The organism is Pseudomonas sp. SWRI99 (assembly GCF_014270125.1).
GTDB lineage: Bacteria > Pseudomonadota > Gammaproteobacteria > Pseudomonadales > Pseudomonadaceae > Aquipseudomonas > Aquipseudomonas hamedanensis.
On record NZ_JABWQR010000015.1, the window covers coordinates 99,782 to 115,306 of the forward strand.

Sequence of the window (15,525 nt, forward strand, 5' to 3'; positions counted from 1 at the left end):
CAGGATAACCCTTGTGTCAGACTTTCGGAGGCTGGAACCTGCTCAAAGATGAATCACGGCGAGGTCGAGCCGGCCGTAATCCCCCTCGCTGTGTTCACTGCGCGGCGGCACGTGATGGGTTTTCATGATCTGGTCGCCCTGCAGGGTTTCCAGATGAATGTCGAAGCCCCACAAGCGGTGCAGGTGTTTGAGTACCTCGTCAGTGGAGTCGCCCAACGGCTTGCGGTCGTGCTGCTGGTGCCGCAAGGTCAAGGAGCGGTCGCCGCGCCGGTCGATGCTGTAGATCTGCACGTTCGGCTCACGGTTGCCGAGGTTGTATTGCGCCGCCAGGGTTTCGCGGATGATCCGGTAGCCGGTTTCATCATGGATTGCCGGCACCAGCAGGTCATCTTTCTGGTCGTCGTCGAGAATGCTGAACAGCTTCAGGTCGCGAATCACTTTGGGCGACAGGTACTGCAGGATGAAGCTTTCATCCTTGAAGCTGCTCATGGCGAACTTGATGGTCGACAGCCAGTCGGAGCCGGCGATGTCGGGGAACCAGTGGCGGTCTTCCTCGGTGGGCGCTTCGCACATGCGCCGAATGTCGCGGTACATGGCAAAGCCCAGCGCGTAGGGGTTGATGCCGCTGTAGTAAGGACTGTCGAACCCCGGCTGGAACACCACGCTGGTGTGCGATGTGAGGAACTCCATCATGAAGCCGTCAGTGACCAGGCCCTCGTCATACAGGTCATTCATCAGCGTGTAATGCCAAAACGTTGCCCAGCCTTCGTTCATCACCTGAGTCTGGCGCTGTGGATAGAAATACTGGGCGATCTTGCGCACGATCCGCACGATCTCGCGCTGCCACGGCTCCAGCAGCGGCGCGTGCTTTTCGATGAAGTACAGGATGTTTTCCTGCGGCTCGGCCGGGAAACGGGCGTTATCCTTGTCGCTGTATTTGTCGGCGCCCTTTGGGATGGTGCGCCACAGGTCGTTGATCTGCTTCTGCAGATGTTCCTCGCGATCCTTTTGCCGCCGACGTTCTTCCTCGGCGGAGATCGGATACGGCCGCTTGTAGCGGTCGACACCGTAATTCATCAGGGCATGGCAGGAGTCGAGCAGGTCTTCCACCGCGTCAATGCCGTGGCGCTCTTCGCACTGCATGATGTACTGCTTGGCAAACACCAGGTAATCGATGATCGAGCTGGCGTCCGTCCAGGTGCGGAACAGGTAATTACCCTTGAAAAAGCTGTTATGGCCATAGCAGGCGTGGGCCACCACCAGCGCCTGCATGCAGATGGTGTTTTCCTCCATCAGGTAGGCGATGCACGGATCGGAGTTGATCACGATTTCGTACGCCAGCCCCATCTGCCCGCGGCTGTAGGATTTTTCGGTGCTGAGGAAGTGCTTGCCGTAGGACCAGTGGTGATAGCCCAGCGGCATCCCCACCGAGGCGTAGGCGTCCATCATTTGCTCGGCGGTGATCACTTCGATCTGGTTGGGATAGGTATCCAGCGCATAACGGGCCGCGATACGGGCAATTTCACGGTCGTAGGTCTGGATCAGCTCGAATGTCCATTCGGAGCCGGTGGAAATGGGTTGGCGCTTCTGCTCTTTGGCGGTCATGTCACTAACCTGCGCTGGAAGAGTTCACGGAAGACCGGATAGATATCTCCGGCCGAGACCAGTTGCTGCTGGGCAAAAGTGTCAGAGAAGGCTTCGGCGATGCGTTCGTATTCGTACCACAACGCCTGGTGTTCGCGCGGGGTAATCTCCACGTAAGTGTAGTACTGCACAAACGGCATGATCTGGTTGATGAGGATATCGCGGCAGATCGGCGAGTCGTCGTTCCAGTTGTCGCCGTCGGAGGCCTGCGCGGCGTAGATGTTCCACTCGTTGCTCGGGTAGCGCTCGGCCATGATTTCCTGCATCAGCTTCAGGGCACTGGAAACGATGGTGCCGCCGGTCTCCCGCGAGTAGAAGAATTCTTCTTCGTCGACTTCCCGGGCGCTGGTGTGGTGGCGGATGAATACCACGTCGATCTTGTCGTAATTGCGCTTGAGGAACAGGTACAACAGGATGAAAAAACGCTTGGCGATGTCTTTGGTCGCCTGGGTCATCGAGCCGGAAACGTCCATCAGGCAGAACATCACCGCTTTGGAGCTGGGATTCGGCTGCTTGACCAACAGGTTGTATTTGAGATCGAAAGTGTCCAGAAACGGCACCCGGTGAATGCGCGCGCTAAGCTTTTCTATTTCAGCTTCAAGTTCCTGAATATCGCCGAAGTTGTCTGGCTCTTCGCGTTTGAGGCGCGCCAGTTCTTCCTTGGCTTCGCGCAGTTTTGCCCGGCTGCTGCCGGACAGGGCGATGCGGCGCGCATGGGCGGAACGCAATGTGCGGATGATATTGATACGAGACGGGTTGCCCTCGTTGCTGATCCCGGCACGCACGGTCTTGAAGGTGTCCGTTCCGGTGAGGTTGCGTTTGACCAGATTCGGCAGTTCCAGGTCCTCGAACATGAATTCGAGGAACTCCTCCTGGGTGATCTGGAAGACGAACTCGTCCATGCCTTCGCCGGAATTGCCGGCCTTGCCCGGACCTCGCCCGCCGCCACCACCCGGTGGCCGCGCGATGTGTTCGCCGGCAGTGAATTCCTTGTTGCCGGGATGAACTACGGTCTGCTTGCCGCCGCGGCCATGGTGCAGCACCGGCTCGTCGATGTCGCGACCGGGAATGCTGATCTGCTCACCGTGTTCCATGTCGGTAATGGAGCGCCGGCTGACCGCCTCTTCGACGGCCTTCTTGATGTGGTCACGATAACGCCGCAGGAAACGCTGGCGGTTCACCGTGCTCTTGTTCTTGCCATTGAGGCGTCGGTCGATCACATAGCTCATAGGTGGCCCTCCGGGCAGCTTCAAGTTGTGAGCTGCAAGCTGCAAGTAGAAGCGAATCCCGCTGAATCCGGGGTCGAGCGCTTGTTTCTTGCAGCTTGTGGCTTATAGCTTGCAGCTGCCTCACTGCGACTTGCGGACCCGCAGGTACCATTCGGACAGAAGTCGTACCTGTTTGTCGGTGTAGCCACGTTCGACCATGCGTGTAACGAAGTCGTTGTGCTTCTGCTGATCCTCTTTGCTGGCCTTGGCGTTGAAGCTGATGACTGGCAGCAGGTCCTCGGTGTTCGAGAACATTTTCTTCTCGATGACCACCCGCAGTTTTTCGTAGCTGAGCCAGGTCGGGTTCTTGCCGTTGTTGTTGGCCCGGGCACGCAGCACGAAGTTGACGATTTCGTTGCGGAAATCCTTTGGATTGCTGATGCCGGCCGGTTTTTCGATTTTTTCCAGTTCTTCGTTCAGGGCCACGCGGTTGAGGATTTCGCCGGTTTCCGGATCGCGGTATTCCTGATCCTGAATCCAGAAGTCGGCGTACAGCACGTAGCGGTCGAAGATGTTCTGGCCGTACTCGCTGTAGGATTCCAGGTACGCCGTCTGGATTTCCTTGCCGATGAACTCGATGTAGCGCGGCGCCAGGTATTCTTTCAGATAGCGCAGATAACGTTCGCGGGTCTCGGCCTGGAATTGCTCCTGTTCAATCTGCTGTTCCAGTACATAGAGCAGATGCACGGGGTTGGCGGCGATTTCGTGTGGGTCAAAGTTGAAGACCTTGGACAGAATCTTGAAGGCGAAGCGGGTCGACAGACCGTTCATGCCCTCGTCGACGCCGGCCGAGTCGCGGTATTCCTGAATCGACTTGGCTTTCGGATCGGTGTCCTTGAGGTTTTCGCCGTCGTAGACGCGCATCTTCGAATAGATGTTGGAGTTTTCCGGCTCCTTGAGGCGTGACAGCACGGTGAACTGCGCCAGCATCTTCAGGGTGTCCGGCGCGCAATGGGCCTTGGACAGCGAGCTGTTGAAGAGCAGTTTGTCGTAGATCTTCACTTCATCGCTGACGCGCAGGCAGTACGGCACCTTGACGATGTAGATCCGGTCGATGAACGCCTCGTTGTTCTTATTGTTGCGAAAGGTGTGCCACTCCGATTCGTTGGAGTGAGCCAGCAGGATCCCGGTGAACGGTATCGCACCGAGGCCCTCGGTACTGTTGTAGTTGCCCTCCTGAGTGGCGGTCAGCAGCGGGTGCAGCACCTTGATCGGTGCCTTGAACATTTCGACGAACTCCATCAGGCCCTGGTTGGCCCGGCACAGCGCACCGGAGTAGCTGTAGGCGTCGGCGTCGTTCTGTGGGAATTCCTCGAGTTTACGAATATCGACCTTGCCGACCAGCGCCGAGATGTCCTGGTTGTTCTCGTCGCCCGGCTCGGTCTTGGCCACGGCAATCTGGTTCAGGATCGACGGATACAGCTTGACCACGCGGAACTGGCTGATGTCGCCGCCGAATTCGGCCAGGCGCTTGGTCGCCCACGGCGACATGATGGTGTTCAGGTAGCGTCGCGGAATGCCGAAGTCTTCCTCGAGGATCGCGCCATCTTCGGTGGCGTTGAACAGACCCAATGGCGACTCGAAGACTGGCGAGCCCTTGATGGCGTAGAAGGGCACTTTTTCCATCAACTGTTTCAGCTTCTCGGCCAGGGACGATTTACCGCCACCGACGGGGCCGAGCAGATAAAGAATCTGTTTCTTCTCTTCCAGGCCTTGGGCGGCGTGGCGGAAATACGAGACGATCTGATCGATGCATTCTTCCATCCCGTGGAAGTCTTCAAAGGCCGGATAGCGGCGGATCACCTTGTTGGAGAAGATGCGCGACAGCCTCGAGTTGGTCGAAGTGTCGAGCAGTTCCGGCTCGCCGATCGCCATCAATAGACGCTCGGCAGCGGAAACGTAAGCGCTGCGATCCTTTTTGCACAGTTCCAGGTACTCCTGCAGGGAGAATTCTTCCTGGCGTGTGGATTCGAAGCGTTGTTGGAAGTGGCTAAAGATACTCATGACGTCACCTCGCTCGATACGTGGAGCCGACGCCGGATCAGTCAGTCGATGCTGGCAGCAGTCGCTGTGGCAGCTGCTGTTTACCCCCCAGAATTCTCCCACGGTCGACAAACCGCGAAAGCTACTCCCGATGACCCGTGCGCCGGTGTACCGGCTCTCCCCTGATTTGGATGGCCTGCGCTTAAGGATAGTTGGGAATTTGAGAGGTAAAGGCGAGATACGTAATTAGTTGTGGCAGACCGTTCGTCTGCTCCGCGCAGGCCCGCGGGAGCCGGGGCCTTCGCGTGACAAAAAAATTATTCGGCAGCTTCCTGCGCGGTTTCCGACGGGTAAATCGTACGCCACAGCTCGAAGCCGCCGTCCATGCTGTAGACGTCGGTGAAGCCTTGGCTGATCAGGTAGCCGGCAGCGCTCTGGCTGGAATTGCCGTGATAGCAGACCACTACCACCGGTGCATAAAGGTCGGCGTTGCGGATAAAGTCGGCGATCGAATGGTTGTCCAGGTGGTGAGATCCGGGAATGTGATTCGCGGCATAGGTCTGAGGGTCGCGAACGTCAACTACCACAGCCCCATTCTCACGCAGGGCCTTGGCCTGTTCTGGAGGGATTCGTTTGAATTCGGTCATTGCGTATTCCTGTTGCTCAACTGAAAGTGCAGTCTAACGCGGCGCGCCGACTGGCGAAGATTCGGGGATAAGCGGCACGACCGAGGGCGCAAGCCCGCCGTGTTCATCGCATCTGCATGACAGGCGTTCGCCGCTGTCGACGTTCATCAGCGTCAGGCTGCCGCCCCATACGCATCCGGTGTCCAGCGCCGAAATACCCGGCTCGTGAATATTGCCCTCGAGCGCTGCCCAGTGACCGAAGATGATGCGCAGGCCTTTGGTCTTGCGCTCCTTGTGCTGAAACCACGGTTTGTAGCCGGGCGGGGCGCTGTCGAGGCCTTCCTTGCTTTTGAGGTCAAGCTTGCCCTCGGCGGTGCAGAAGCGCATGCGCGTGAAGTAATTGGTGATTACGCGCAGGCGCTCGATGCCTTTGAGGTCGTTGTCCCATTTCGTTGGCTCGTTGCCATACATGCCGTCGAGGTAGGCGGGGAACACATTATCGTCGCGCAGTGCGGTCTCGACTTCGGCGGCGCACTTCAAGGCGCGGCGCAGCGACCATTGCGGCGGGATGCCAGCGTGGACCATGGCGACATCGCGCATTTCGTCGTAATGCATCAGCTTTTGCTGGCGCAACCATTCCATCAGCACCGGGCCGTCGGGCGCCTCGATGATCTCGCGCAAAGTGTCGCTTTTTTTCAAGCGCTCGATGTTCTTCGCTGCGGCCAGCAGGTGCAGGTCGTGGTTGCCGAGCACGCACACCAGAGACCCGCGCATGCCATAGAGAAAGCGCAGGGTTTCCAGCGACTGCGGGCCACGGTTGACCAGATCGCCGACCAGCCACAGCTGATCGAGCGCCGGGTCGAAGGCGACTTGCTTGAGCAGGCACTTGAGCGGTTCGAGGCAGCCCTGCAGGTCACCGACAGCGTACGTCGCCATCAGTGCAGGGCCCCAGGCACAGCGAGGCGAAACGGTTTGATGATCGCGTCGAAACGTTTTCCGTCGTCGGCGAGCATTTGATAGGTGCCCTGCATGGTGCCGACCTTGGAAGTCATCACCGTGCCGCTGGTATACGTGTGGCTCTCGCCAGCGGCGATCAGTGGCTGCTGACCGACGACACCTTCACCGCGTACTTCTTCGACATGGCCGTCACCATCGGTAATCACCCAATGCCGCGACAACAGCTTGGCCGGGAGCTGGCCGTTGTTCTGCACGGTGATGGTGTAGGCGAAGGCGAAGCGGCTGTGCTCGGGTTGCGATTGTTCGGTCAGATAGCGGGTAACGACGCTGACATCGACCTGGTAACGGGAATCGGACATGCAAAAGGCCTTAACGAAGCGGAACGCGGGGCGTAGCTGATGGAGAATCAGTCTAGGCAAGTATCGGGCAGTAAACCAGAGTGGCGTCCTGCCCGATAGCGTTCATCGTCTGTCAGTCGGCGGCAGGGGCAGCCGGGACTTGTATCGCGAGCTGGTCGGCCAGGCGCACGAACGCGGCCAGGTCCAGCTGTTCCGGACGCAGGCTGCCATCAACGCCGGCGGCTTCGATCTCGGCATTGCTGAGCAATTGCTTGAGGGTGTTGCGCAGGGTTTTGCGCCGCTGGTTGAACGCCTCGCGCACAACGCGCTCCAGCAACTTGTGGTCCTTGGCCGGGTGCGGCAGCACCGCGTGCGGCACCAGACGAACGATCGCCGAGTCGACCTTCGGCGGCGGGTTGAATGCGCCCGGCCCGACGTTGAACAGATGCTCAACGCGGCAATGGTACTGAACCATGATCGACAGGCGACCCCAGTCACCGCCACCCGGGCCTGCGGCCAGCCGCTCGACCACTTCTTTCTGCAGCATGAAGTGCATGTCGCGGATGATCCCGGCGTTGTTCAGCAGATGGAAAATCAGCGGCGTGGAAATGTTGTACGGCAGGTTGCCCACCACGCGCAGGCTGTTCGGTGCGGCGTTGAGCGTGTTGAAGTCAAACTTCAGTGCATCGCCCTGATGCAGGTTGAAGTTGTTCATGCCGGCAAATTGCTGATTGAGGATCGGGATCAGATCCTTGTCCAGTTCCACCACGTCAAGTTGTGCGCCAGAGCCGAGCAAGCCTTGGGTCAGTGCGCCCTGGCCTGGGCCGATTTCCAGCAGGCGGTCGTCAGGCCTGGCGTGGATGGAGCGCAGGATGCGGTCGATAACTCCGGCATCGTGCAGGAAGTTCTGGCCAAAGCGTTTGCGCGCCTTGTGTTGGTATTGCTCGGTCATAAACGGGTCTCGGCCATCTGATAGGCGGTTTCCAGGGCGACTTGCAGGCTGCCTGTGTCGATCTTGCCGCTGCCGGCCAGATCCAGGGCAGTGCCATGGTCGACGGACGTGCGGATGATTGGCAGGCCCAGCGTCACGTTGACCGCAGCGCCGAAGCCTTTGTACTTGAGCACGGGCAAGCCCTGGTCGTGGTACATCGCCAGCACTGCGTCGCAGTGCTCCAGATATTTGGGGGTAAACAGAGTGTCGGCAGGCAACGGGCCACGGAGGTCCATGCCCTCGCCGCGCAGGCGCTCTAATGTCGGTTCGATGATGTCGATTTCTTCATGGCCCAGGTGTCCGCCTTCACCGGCGTGCGGGTTGAGGCCGCAGACCAGAATGCGGGGCCGGGCGATGCCGAATTTGTCTTGCAGGTCGGCGTGCAGGATTCGCGTGACTCGTTCCAGTCGCTCTGGCGTGATCGCGTCGGCAATCGCGCGCAAGGGCAGGTGGGTGGTGACCAGGGCCACGCGCAAACCGCGGGTCGCAAGCATCATCACCACTTGGGCGGTGTGGGTCAGGTCAGCGAGAAACTCGGTGTGACCGGAGAAGGCGATGCCGGACTCGTTGATCACGCCTTTATGGACAGGCGCGGTGATCATCCCGGCGAAGTCGCCGTTCAGGCAGCCATTGCCGGCGCGAGTCAGGGTTTCGAGGACGAAAGCCGCGTTGGCCTTGTCCAGTTGCCCTGCGACGACCGGTTCGCTGAGCAATGTATCCCAGACGTACAGACTGTTGGCCGGTGCCGGAGCGTCCGGCCAGCGGTCCGGCCCGACATCCAGCAAGTTGACGGCCAGCCCCAGCTGCGCGGCCCGCTCAAGGAGCAGGTCGCGGCTGGTGATGGCAATCAGGGGATGAGGCTGGGCTTGCGAGGCGAGCAGCAGGCACAGGTCGGGACCGATGCCGGCGGGCTCGCCGGGTGTCAGCGCGAAACGCTTGGGTTTCACTGCGCTGCCTGGTCTGCACCAGGGAGTTTGATCTCTACGTACGCTTCGTCACGGATCTGACGCAGCCAGGTTTGCAGCTCTTCGTCGTATTTGCGGTTACGCAGTACGGTCATTGCCTGCTGCTCACGGGCCTGTTCGGTGCTGTCGGTGGCGCGACGGCCAAGGACTTCCAGCACGTGCCAGCCGTATTGGGTCTGGAAGGGCCTGGACAGCTGACCTTGCGGGGTCGAGGCCATCACTTCGCGGAATTCCGGCACCAGCACGTTCGGGTCGATCCAGTTCAGGTCGCCGCCGTTGAGGGCAGAACCCGGATCTTCCGAGTAGTTTTTCGCCAGCTCGGCAAAGTCTTCACCAGCGGTGATGCGGTCATACAGCGACTGCACCAGCGCCTTGGTCTTGGCTTCATCGCGAATCGGACTTGGCTTGACCAGGATGTGGCGTACATGCACTTCATCGCGCATCTGCGCTTCACCGCCACGCTTGCCCAGCAGTTTCAGAATGATGAAACCGCCCGGCGTACGCGCAGGCTGAGTAATGTCGCCAACGGCCATGCTGCTCAGCTCGCGATCGAACGGCGGTGGCAATTGTGCGGCTTTACGCCAGCCCATGTCGCCGCCTTCCAGCGCATTGTCGCTGCCGGATTTGGCAACGGCCATCTGACCGAAGTCGGCGCCTTGCTTGAGCTGCTGGTAAACCTCCATGGCCTGACGCGCGGCGCTCTGAATGGCATCAGAGTTGGCGCTTTCCGGTGTCGGAATCAGGATGTTGGCCAGGTGCAGTTCTTCGGACAGTTGCATCTTGCCCAGGTCGGAGGCGAGGAAGTTTTTCACTTCCTGCTCGGAGACCTGAATGCGTTCTGCCACGCGACGCTGACGCACACGGCTGATGATCATTTCGCGCTTGATCTGATCGCGGGCGTCGTCATAGTTCAGGCCATCGCGAGCCAGCGCAGCACGAAACTGATCAACCGTCATGTTGTTGCGCTGAGCGATGGTGCCGACAGCCTGGTTCAGTTCTTCATCGGTGATGCGAATGCCGGAACGTTCGCCGATCTGCAGTTGCAGGTTTTCGACGATCAGGCGCTCGAGCACCTGCTGATCCAGCACGCCCGGTGGCGGCAAGCCGCCACCGCGCTTGGCGATGGTTTGCTGAACTTCATGAACGCGCTGGTCCAGTTGGCTCTGCATGACCACGTCGTTGTCGACGATCGCTACCACTTTGTCGATGGACTGTACGGCGGCGTTGGCCGCCGTACCCAGGAACAGCGCGCCCAGCAGCACCGGGCGCAGACAATCAGAAAGCTTGGTCTTCACGTTCACGATAACCTTGAATGCCTTTGTCGAGGAAGCTCTCTACCTTGGCGCCAGTCAGGCCGCCGAGTCCCTTCAGAACAATTTGGAGGAAGACGCCATGGTCGCCTTTTTCGTTTTGCGGAGCTTCCTGGCTGAACTCGTCATAGGAAACCCAGTAACGGTTGATCAGGCGCAGTTTCCAGCAGCAGTTGTCGTACTCGAAACCACCGAAGGCTTCCAGCGTACGGTTGCGGTTGTAGTCGTACTGCCAGCGGCTGATTGCGTTCCACTGCGGAACGATCGGCCAGATGACCGAGAAATCATGCTGCTTGATCTTGTAGTAGTCCTTGACGTAGCCAGGGGTGCCCGGGGTTCCGTAATCACCGCCGCCCACACTCCATTTACCGGTGTTCTGGTCGAAACGGACCTGGTCATTGCGATAGCGATAGCCGGCGTTGATAACCTTGTTCGGGTTGTCTTCCGGTTGGTAGTGGAGCATCGCGCTGCCGGAACGCGGGCTGTGGCTGTCCGGGTCCCAGTTGTAGTCGGCGGTGGTGCGCCAGTCGCGGTTCCAGCGGTACTCGTATTCCAGCGCGTAAGGCGAAACGTTGGAGCGGGCATCGTCACGATCGGCAAAGTCGATGCCTGGCAACTGAACCTTGCGATCCTTGAAGTACAAGGCCTGCCCGACGCTGACGCGTTGACGTTCAAAGCCGTCGTCTTCGATCCAGCGGCTGGTAACGCCCAGCGACAGCTTGTTCTCGTCGCCAACGCGGTCTGCACCCGAGAAGCGGTTATCGCGGAACAGCGAGGCGTAGTTGAAGGTGTATTCGCTGGTATCGAATACTGGAATATCTTCCTGGTCCTTCTCTGGCACATAGAGATAGAACAGGCGTGGTTCCAGGGTCTGGCGGTAGTTCTTGCCAAAGTAGGACGTGTTGCGATCGAAGTAGAGACCACCGTCGATGCTGGCGATGGGTACGCCGCGGTTCTGGTTGGTGTCAAATTCACCACCCACATATTTAGTGCCAGCACGTGCAGCAGCAGCTTGCTGATCGATGATGTCCTGTTTACCCGTACCGTCCAGATCTAGTTGGTACTGAGTGTATTGATACTTGAGCGAAGGCTTCAGGAAGCCATACGTCCAGTTCATCGGCAGGCTGACGCCAGGCTTCAGGTTCAGACGATCGCCGTTGGCGCGGTCCAGACCGGTGATGTTGTTGTCCAGGCGCGGCTCGGTGGTGATGCCGTCTTCCTGTACAAACGTGCCGCTGCGCAGGTCACGGTCGAAACGTACCAGCTCGGTCTCGTAATCGAAATTCAGACCTTCCGGGTGATACGGCAGTTGACCATTGAAGGTGATCTGCGGCAAACGACCATAAGGCGTGATGTTCGAAACAGTCGCCAGTTGGTACTGCTGAGCATTCAGGCGTGCGGTATAGCTGTCACCACGGTAGGTGACCGCGCCCTGCTGATTCACATAGTCAGAACTTTTCACACCAATCTGATCGGTCTGCAAATCCTGGAAGTAATACGGATCGCTGATCTTGGTGTAATCGACTTCGGTCAGCAAGCGGGAGTCGAGACCGCCCTTGTGCTGCCAGTTGTACATGTAGCGAGTCTCGCTGTAATCGGACTGGCGCTTGCGATCGTCGTTTTCGTCGTTGAGGTACGCCGCACCAAACTGACCTTCACTCGACTTGGTCAGGTAACGGAACTCGCCTTCCACCAACATGCCGCGCTTGCTCATGTAACGCGGATACAACGTGGCGTCATAATTCGGCGCCAGGTTGAAGTAGTACGGCGTGACCAGCATGAAGCCGGTGTCGCTGCCCGAACCGATGGTCGGCGGCAGGAAGCCCGACTGGCGACGGTCGTCGATCGGGAAGTAAATGTATGGCGTGTACAGAATCGGAATGTCTTTGACGCGCAAGGTCACGTTGGTCGCGGTACCGAAACCGGTGGCCGGGTTCAACGTGATGTTGTTGCCTTTGAGCTGCCACGCATTGCTGTTCGGTTCGCACGTGGTGTACGTGCCGTCCTTCAAGCGGATGATCGCGTTTTCGGCGCGCTTGGCGTACAGCGCGCTACCGCGGATGCGCGATTTGTGCATCACGTATTCGGCGTTGTCGACCTTGGCTTCACCGGTGTCGAGCTGGACATCGGCGTGGTCGCCGACGATCAGCGCGCCGTTGTCGCGGATGCGCACGTCACCGTTGAGCTCGGCGCGGCTCTCGGCCTGGTACAGGCTCGCCTCGTCGGATTCGACTTGCATGCTGCCCTGGCGCAGGACGACGTCGCCGGCCAGCGTACCGACTTGATCATCGGTGTTATAGCGCGAGGCTTTTGCGCCGATAAAGGTCGGAGCATCGCTTTTGTTCGTCTTGTCATTCATGCCAGGACGAACCGGTTCGATATAGGCACCGGAGCAATAAGGACCGGTCTCGGCCAGTTGGGCGGCGGTGAGCTTCTCGCGCGGAACCCAGTCGAGGTGACTGTAGTCTTCGCTACGGGATTTCAGGCCACGGCCCTTGGCTTCGGTGACCAGCGCCGTTTTCGGCCCTGTGTCGGCAACCGAACCGTTGTCGGCCGGGGCCTCGCCACTGGAGCTGATGGCACTGCCGTCATGCACCGGACGCGGCGGCAACGCCGCGGCGGGTGATTTGGGTGCACAGTCCCAGCCACCCGTCGCCGAGACGGAGCAGTCATACTGCTCGGCGGCAACAACGAATGGACTGGCCAGAGGTTGCATAGCCAGCAGACTGCCGGTTACCAACAACGGAAATTTTTTACGAAACGCGGGGGATTTCAATGCCATCTTATTAGTCCGGGCTTCCTGCGTGCCATCTGCCCGCGGTGTGGGCCGCACGCCTCTCGATGGTCTGAAAAAGATGCTGGATAATAAAGCATGACCCGCTTGACGGCTAGCGCCGTCGGAGACCCTTGCAATGCCTGACCAAGATGTACGCTTGCAACACCTGAAAGTTTGGCTCGATGAGCAGTTGGCAAAGTTGTTTGCCGAGCAGGGCTGGGGCCCCGTGCCCCCGGCCACGTTGACCGCGGCCAGCAGCGACGCGAGTTTCCGCCGCTACTTCCGCTGGGAGGGCGACGGTCGCAGCTTCGTCGTGATGGACGCGCCGCCACCGCAGGAAAACTGCAAACCGTTCGTGGATATCGCCTTTTTGCTGGCGAAATCCGGAATTAATGTGCCGAAAATTTACGCCGAAGACCTCGATCGCGGATTTCTTTTGCTCAATGACCTGGGCAACAAGACGTATCTGGACGTGATCGACGGCGAAAATGCCGACGCGTTATTTCACGATGCCCTGCAAGCGCTGTTGGCTTTTCAGCAATTGCCGATGGTAGCGCCGCTGCCCGGTTATGACGTTGCCTTGCTGCGTCGCGAGCTGGAGTTGTTTCCCGAGTGGTACGTCAAGCGCGAGCTGGGCGTCGAGTTCGATGCGACCCAACAGCAACAGTGGCAGCGCATCAGTGAGCTGTTGATCAACAGCGCCCTGGCGCAGCCCAAAGTGCTGGTGCACCGCGACTACATGCCGCGCAACCTGATGATCAGCGAGCCGAATCCTGGCGTGCTGGATTTTCAGGACGCGGTCTATGGTCCGGTGACTTATGACGTGACCTGCCTGTTCAAGGACGCCTTCCTCAGTTGGCCTGAAGAACGTGTGCGCGGCTGGCTGGAAAGTTATTGGCAGCAAGCGTCGGCGCTGGATATTCCCGTGCAGGCGGATTTCGAAGACTTCCTGCGCGCCAGCGATTTGATGGGCGTGCAGCGCCATCTGAAAGTCATCGGTATCTTCGCGCGCATCTGCCACCGCGACGGCAAGCCACGCTATCTGGCGGACGTGCCGCGCTTCTTCTCTTATATAGAAGCGGTGATCGCCCGGCGTCCCGAACTGGCGGAACTGCAAGCGTTGTTCAGCAGCTTGCGTGCTGGAGCGACAGCATGAAGGCAATGATTCTGGCGGCGGGCAAAGGCGAGCGCATGCGCCCGCTGACCCTGACCACGCCGAAACCACTGGTGCGTGCCGGTGGCGTGCCGTTGATTGAATATCACCTGCGGGCCCTCGCGGCCGCAGGCTTCAACGACATCGTGATCAACCACGCCTGGCTGGGTCAGCAGATCGAGGATCACCTCGGTGATGGCTCGCGGTTTGGCCTGAGCATTCAGTACTCACCCGAAGGCGAGCCGCTGGAAACCGGCGGCGGAATCTTCCGGGCACTGCCGTTGCTCGGTGACGATGCGTTTGTGGTGGTCAACGGCGACATCTGGACCGATTACGATTTCAGCGTGTTGCACCAGCCGATCAACAGCCTGGCGCATCTGGTGCTGGCGGATAATCCGGCGCATCACCCGAACGGTGATTTCACGCTGATTGACGGCAAAGTGCAGGACGGCGAGCCTGATGCACAGACCTTGACCTACAGCGGCATCGCCGTGCTCCACCCGCAGTTGTTCGATGGCTGCAGCGAGGGCGCTTTCAAACTCGCGCCTTTATTGCGCAAGGCCATGGCCGACGGCGAAGTGACAGGCGAGCGGCTGAAAGGTCACTGGGTGGATGTCGGTACCCATGAGCGTCTGGCCGAAGCCGAAGCCTTGATAGAAGCGAGTCGCTGACATGTTGTGGCCAGGGACTCTGATTGGAGCCGGAGCGGGTTTTGCCATTGCCAGCATTCCGGGGGCCATGCTTGGGGCATTGTTGGGGCAGGCGCTGGACCGGCGCCTGCACCTGCAGAGCTGGGGGCATTTGCGGGAAAGACTCGGCGGTCGGCCGATGCTGCGCAACGACGAATTGCTGTTCGTGTTGCTTGGGCGTCTGGCCAAGAGCGACGGACGCGTCACCGATGGGCACATTCAGCAGGCACGCAATGAAATGCGCGCGCTGGAAATGAGCGAGCCGGCGACACGTCGGGCGATCGCCGCGTTCAATCGTGGCAAGTCAGGCAGCGATCATTTGCGAGGTTATCTGCGCCGCCTGAGTGCACAGCCCCACGCGGCGGAAGGCGTGTTGCGCGCCTGTTGGCGGATGGTCTGGGCCGACGGTCGTGCCGGGGTCAGCGAGCGGGAGTTGCTGGCGCAGTGGGGCAAGTGGCTGGGCTGGACGCCGCAGCAGGTGCAAGCGCTGGCCAGCGATTACGAGCCGGGTAAACGGCCGATCGTCAGCGCTGCGGTGAGTTATCAGGAAGCGCTGAAACTGCTCGGGGTGTCGGCGGGCAGTGAGCCGGCGCAGATCAAGCGGGCGTATCGGCGTCTGCTCAGTCGCCATCACCCGGACAAGATTGCCGGCAGTGGCGCGACGGCAGCGCAGGTGCGTGAGGCGACGGAGCGTACGCGCGAGTTGCATAGCGCCTATACGCTGATTCGGGAGCGGCGGGATTTTCGTTAGGCGGTAGATGGATGTCGTTTGTGCTGGCCCCTTCGCGAGCAGGCTCGCTCCCACATTGAATTGTGCGCATAGAT

The 15,525-nt window shown here is 59.7% G+C and carries 13 protein-coding genes; 3 read left to right on the top strand and 10 right to left on the bottom strand.

Annotated features, from left to right (window positions below; translation table 11 throughout):
• Positions 1-42: 42 nt before the first annotated feature.
• The 10 genes from HU743_RS14320 to HU743_RS14365 form a co-directional block, all read right to left on the bottom strand.
• Positions 43-1,605: a SpoVR family protein gene (locus HU743_RS14320; protein ID WP_186621009.1), complete on the bottom strand. Its 1,563-nt coding sequence runs from the start codon at positions 1,603-1,605 to the stop codon at positions 43-45.
• The gene (locus HU743_RS14325) at positions 1,602-2,873 is read right to left on the bottom strand and encodes a YeaH/YhbH family protein (RefSeq protein ID WP_039757709.1); all 1,272 of its coding nucleotides are present in this window, start codon (positions 2,871-2,873) and stop codon (positions 1,602-1,604) included. Before HU743_RS14325 ends, HU743_RS14320 begins: the two co-directional genes overlap by 4 nt.
• 120 nt (positions 2,874-2,993) lie before the next feature.
• Entirely contained in the window at positions 2,994-4,916 is a 1,923-nt protein-coding gene (locus HU743_RS14330; RefSeq protein ID WP_186621008.1) for a PrkA family serine protein kinase, read from the bottom strand.
• A 296-nt stretch (positions 4,917-5,212) separates the two neighbouring features.
• Positions 5,213-5,542: a thiosulfate sulfurtransferase GlpE gene (gene glpE, locus HU743_RS14335; RefSeq protein ID WP_186649331.1), complete on the bottom strand. Its 330-nt coding sequence runs from the start codon at positions 5,540-5,542 to the stop codon at positions 5,213-5,215.
• A 33-nt stretch (positions 5,543-5,575) separates the two neighbouring features.
• Positions 5,576-6,457, bottom strand: a complete 882-nt coding sequence (locus HU743_RS14340) for a symmetrical bis(5'-nucleosyl)-tetraphosphatase (protein ID WP_186649333.1) — start codon at positions 6,455-6,457, stop codon at positions 5,576-5,578.
• Positions 6,457-6,837, bottom strand: coding sequence for a Co2+/Mg2+ efflux protein ApaG (apaG, locus tag HU743_RS14345; protein ID WP_186550917.1), 381 nt, complete (start codon positions 6,835-6,837; stop codon positions 6,457-6,459). Before apaG ends, HU743_RS14340 begins: the two co-directional genes overlap by 1 nt.
• 112 nt (positions 6,838-6,949) lie before the next feature.
• Complete coding sequence (rsmA, locus tag HU743_RS14350) at positions 6,950-7,768, bottom strand: 16S rRNA (adenine(1518)-N(6)/adenine(1519)-N(6))-dimethyltransferase RsmA (protein ID WP_186621005.1); 819 nt, start codon at positions 7,766-7,768, stop codon at positions 6,950-6,952.
• Positions 7,765-8,754, bottom strand: coding sequence for a 4-hydroxythreonine-4-phosphate dehydrogenase PdxA (gene pdxA, locus HU743_RS14355; RefSeq protein ID WP_186649336.1), 990 nt, complete (start codon positions 8,752-8,754; stop codon positions 7,765-7,767). The genes rsmA and pdxA overlap by 4 nt, the downstream gene beginning before the upstream one ends.
• Entirely contained in the window at positions 8,751-10,073 is a 1,323-nt protein-coding gene (gene surA / locus HU743_RS14360; RefSeq protein WP_186550920.1) for a peptidylprolyl isomerase SurA, read from the bottom strand. Before surA ends, pdxA begins: the two co-directional genes overlap by 4 nt.
• Entirely contained in the window at positions 10,048-12,864 is a 2,817-nt protein-coding gene (locus HU743_RS14365) for an LPS-assembly protein LptD (RefSeq protein WP_186649339.1), read from the bottom strand. The genes surA and HU743_RS14365 overlap by 26 nt, the downstream gene beginning before the upstream one ends.
• A gap of 130 nt (positions 12,865-12,994) precedes the next feature.
• Between HU743_RS14365 and HU743_RS14370 the strand changes: the two genes are divergently transcribed.
• From HU743_RS14370 to HU743_RS14380, 3 genes are read left to right on the top strand one after another with little or no spacing between them, the layout of a single operon-like run.
• Complete coding sequence (locus HU743_RS14370) at positions 12,995-14,014, top strand: phosphotransferase (RefSeq protein ID WP_186649341.1); 1,020 nt, start codon at positions 12,995-12,997, stop codon at positions 14,012-14,014.
• Positions 14,011-14,682 (top strand): N-acetylmuramate alpha-1-phosphate uridylyltransferase MurU, encoded by a 672-nt coding sequence (gene murU, locus HU743_RS14375; protein WP_186649343.1) that lies wholly within the window; start codon positions 14,011-14,013, stop codon positions 14,680-14,682. Before HU743_RS14370 ends, murU begins: the two co-directional genes overlap by 4 nt.
• A gap of 1 nt (position 14,683) precedes the next feature.
• Positions 14,684-15,451: a TerB family tellurite resistance protein gene (locus HU743_RS14380; protein WP_186649345.1), complete on the top strand. Its 768-nt coding sequence runs from the start codon at positions 14,684-14,686 to the stop codon at positions 15,449-15,451.
• Positions 15,452-15,525 lie beyond the last annotated feature (74 nt).

Excerpts from the sequence above, each read along its gene's own strand:
- apaG (WP_186550917.1), bottom strand. The coding sequence starts at position 6,837 with ATGTCCGATTCCCGTTACCAGGTCGATGTCAGCGTCGTTACCCGCTAT.
- HU743_RS14340 (WP_186649333.1), bottom strand. The coding sequence starts at position 6,457 with ATGGCGACGTACGCTGTCGGTGACCTGCAGGGCTGCCTCGAACCGCTC.
- HU743_RS14380 (WP_186649345.1), top strand. The coding sequence starts at position 14,684 with ATGTTGTGGCCAGGGACTCTGATTGGAGCCGGAGCGGGTTTTGCCATT.
- HU743_RS14365 (WP_186649339.1), bottom strand. The coding sequence starts at position 12,864 with ATGGCATTGAAATCCCCCGCGTTTCGTAAAAAATTTCCGTTGTTGGTA.
- HU743_RS14330 (WP_186621008.1), bottom strand. The coding sequence starts at position 4,916 with ATGAGTATCTTTAGCCACTTCCAACAACGCTTCGAATCCACACGCCAG.
- murU (WP_186649343.1), top strand. The coding sequence starts at position 14,011 with ATGAAGGCAATGATTCTGGCGGCGGGCAAAGGCGAGCGCATGCGCCCG.
- rsmA (WP_186621005.1), bottom strand. The coding sequence starts at position 7,768 with ATGACCGAGCAATACCAACACAAGGCGCGCAAACGCTTTGGCCAGAAC.
- HU743_RS14370 (WP_186649341.1), top strand. The coding sequence starts at position 12,995 with ATGCCTGACCAAGATGTACGCTTGCAACACCTGAAAGTTTGGCTCGAT.
- HU743_RS14325 (WP_039757709.1), bottom strand. The coding sequence starts at position 2,873 with ATGAGCTATGTGATCGACCGACGCCTCAATGGCAAGAACAAGAGCACG.
- HU743_RS14320 (WP_186621009.1), bottom strand. The coding sequence starts at position 1,605 with ATGACCGCCAAAGAGCAGAAGCGCCAACCCATTTCCACCGGCTCCGAA.
- glpE (WP_186649331.1), bottom strand. The coding sequence starts at position 5,542 with ATGACCGAATTCAAACGAATCCCTCCAGAACAGGCCAAGGCCCTGCGT.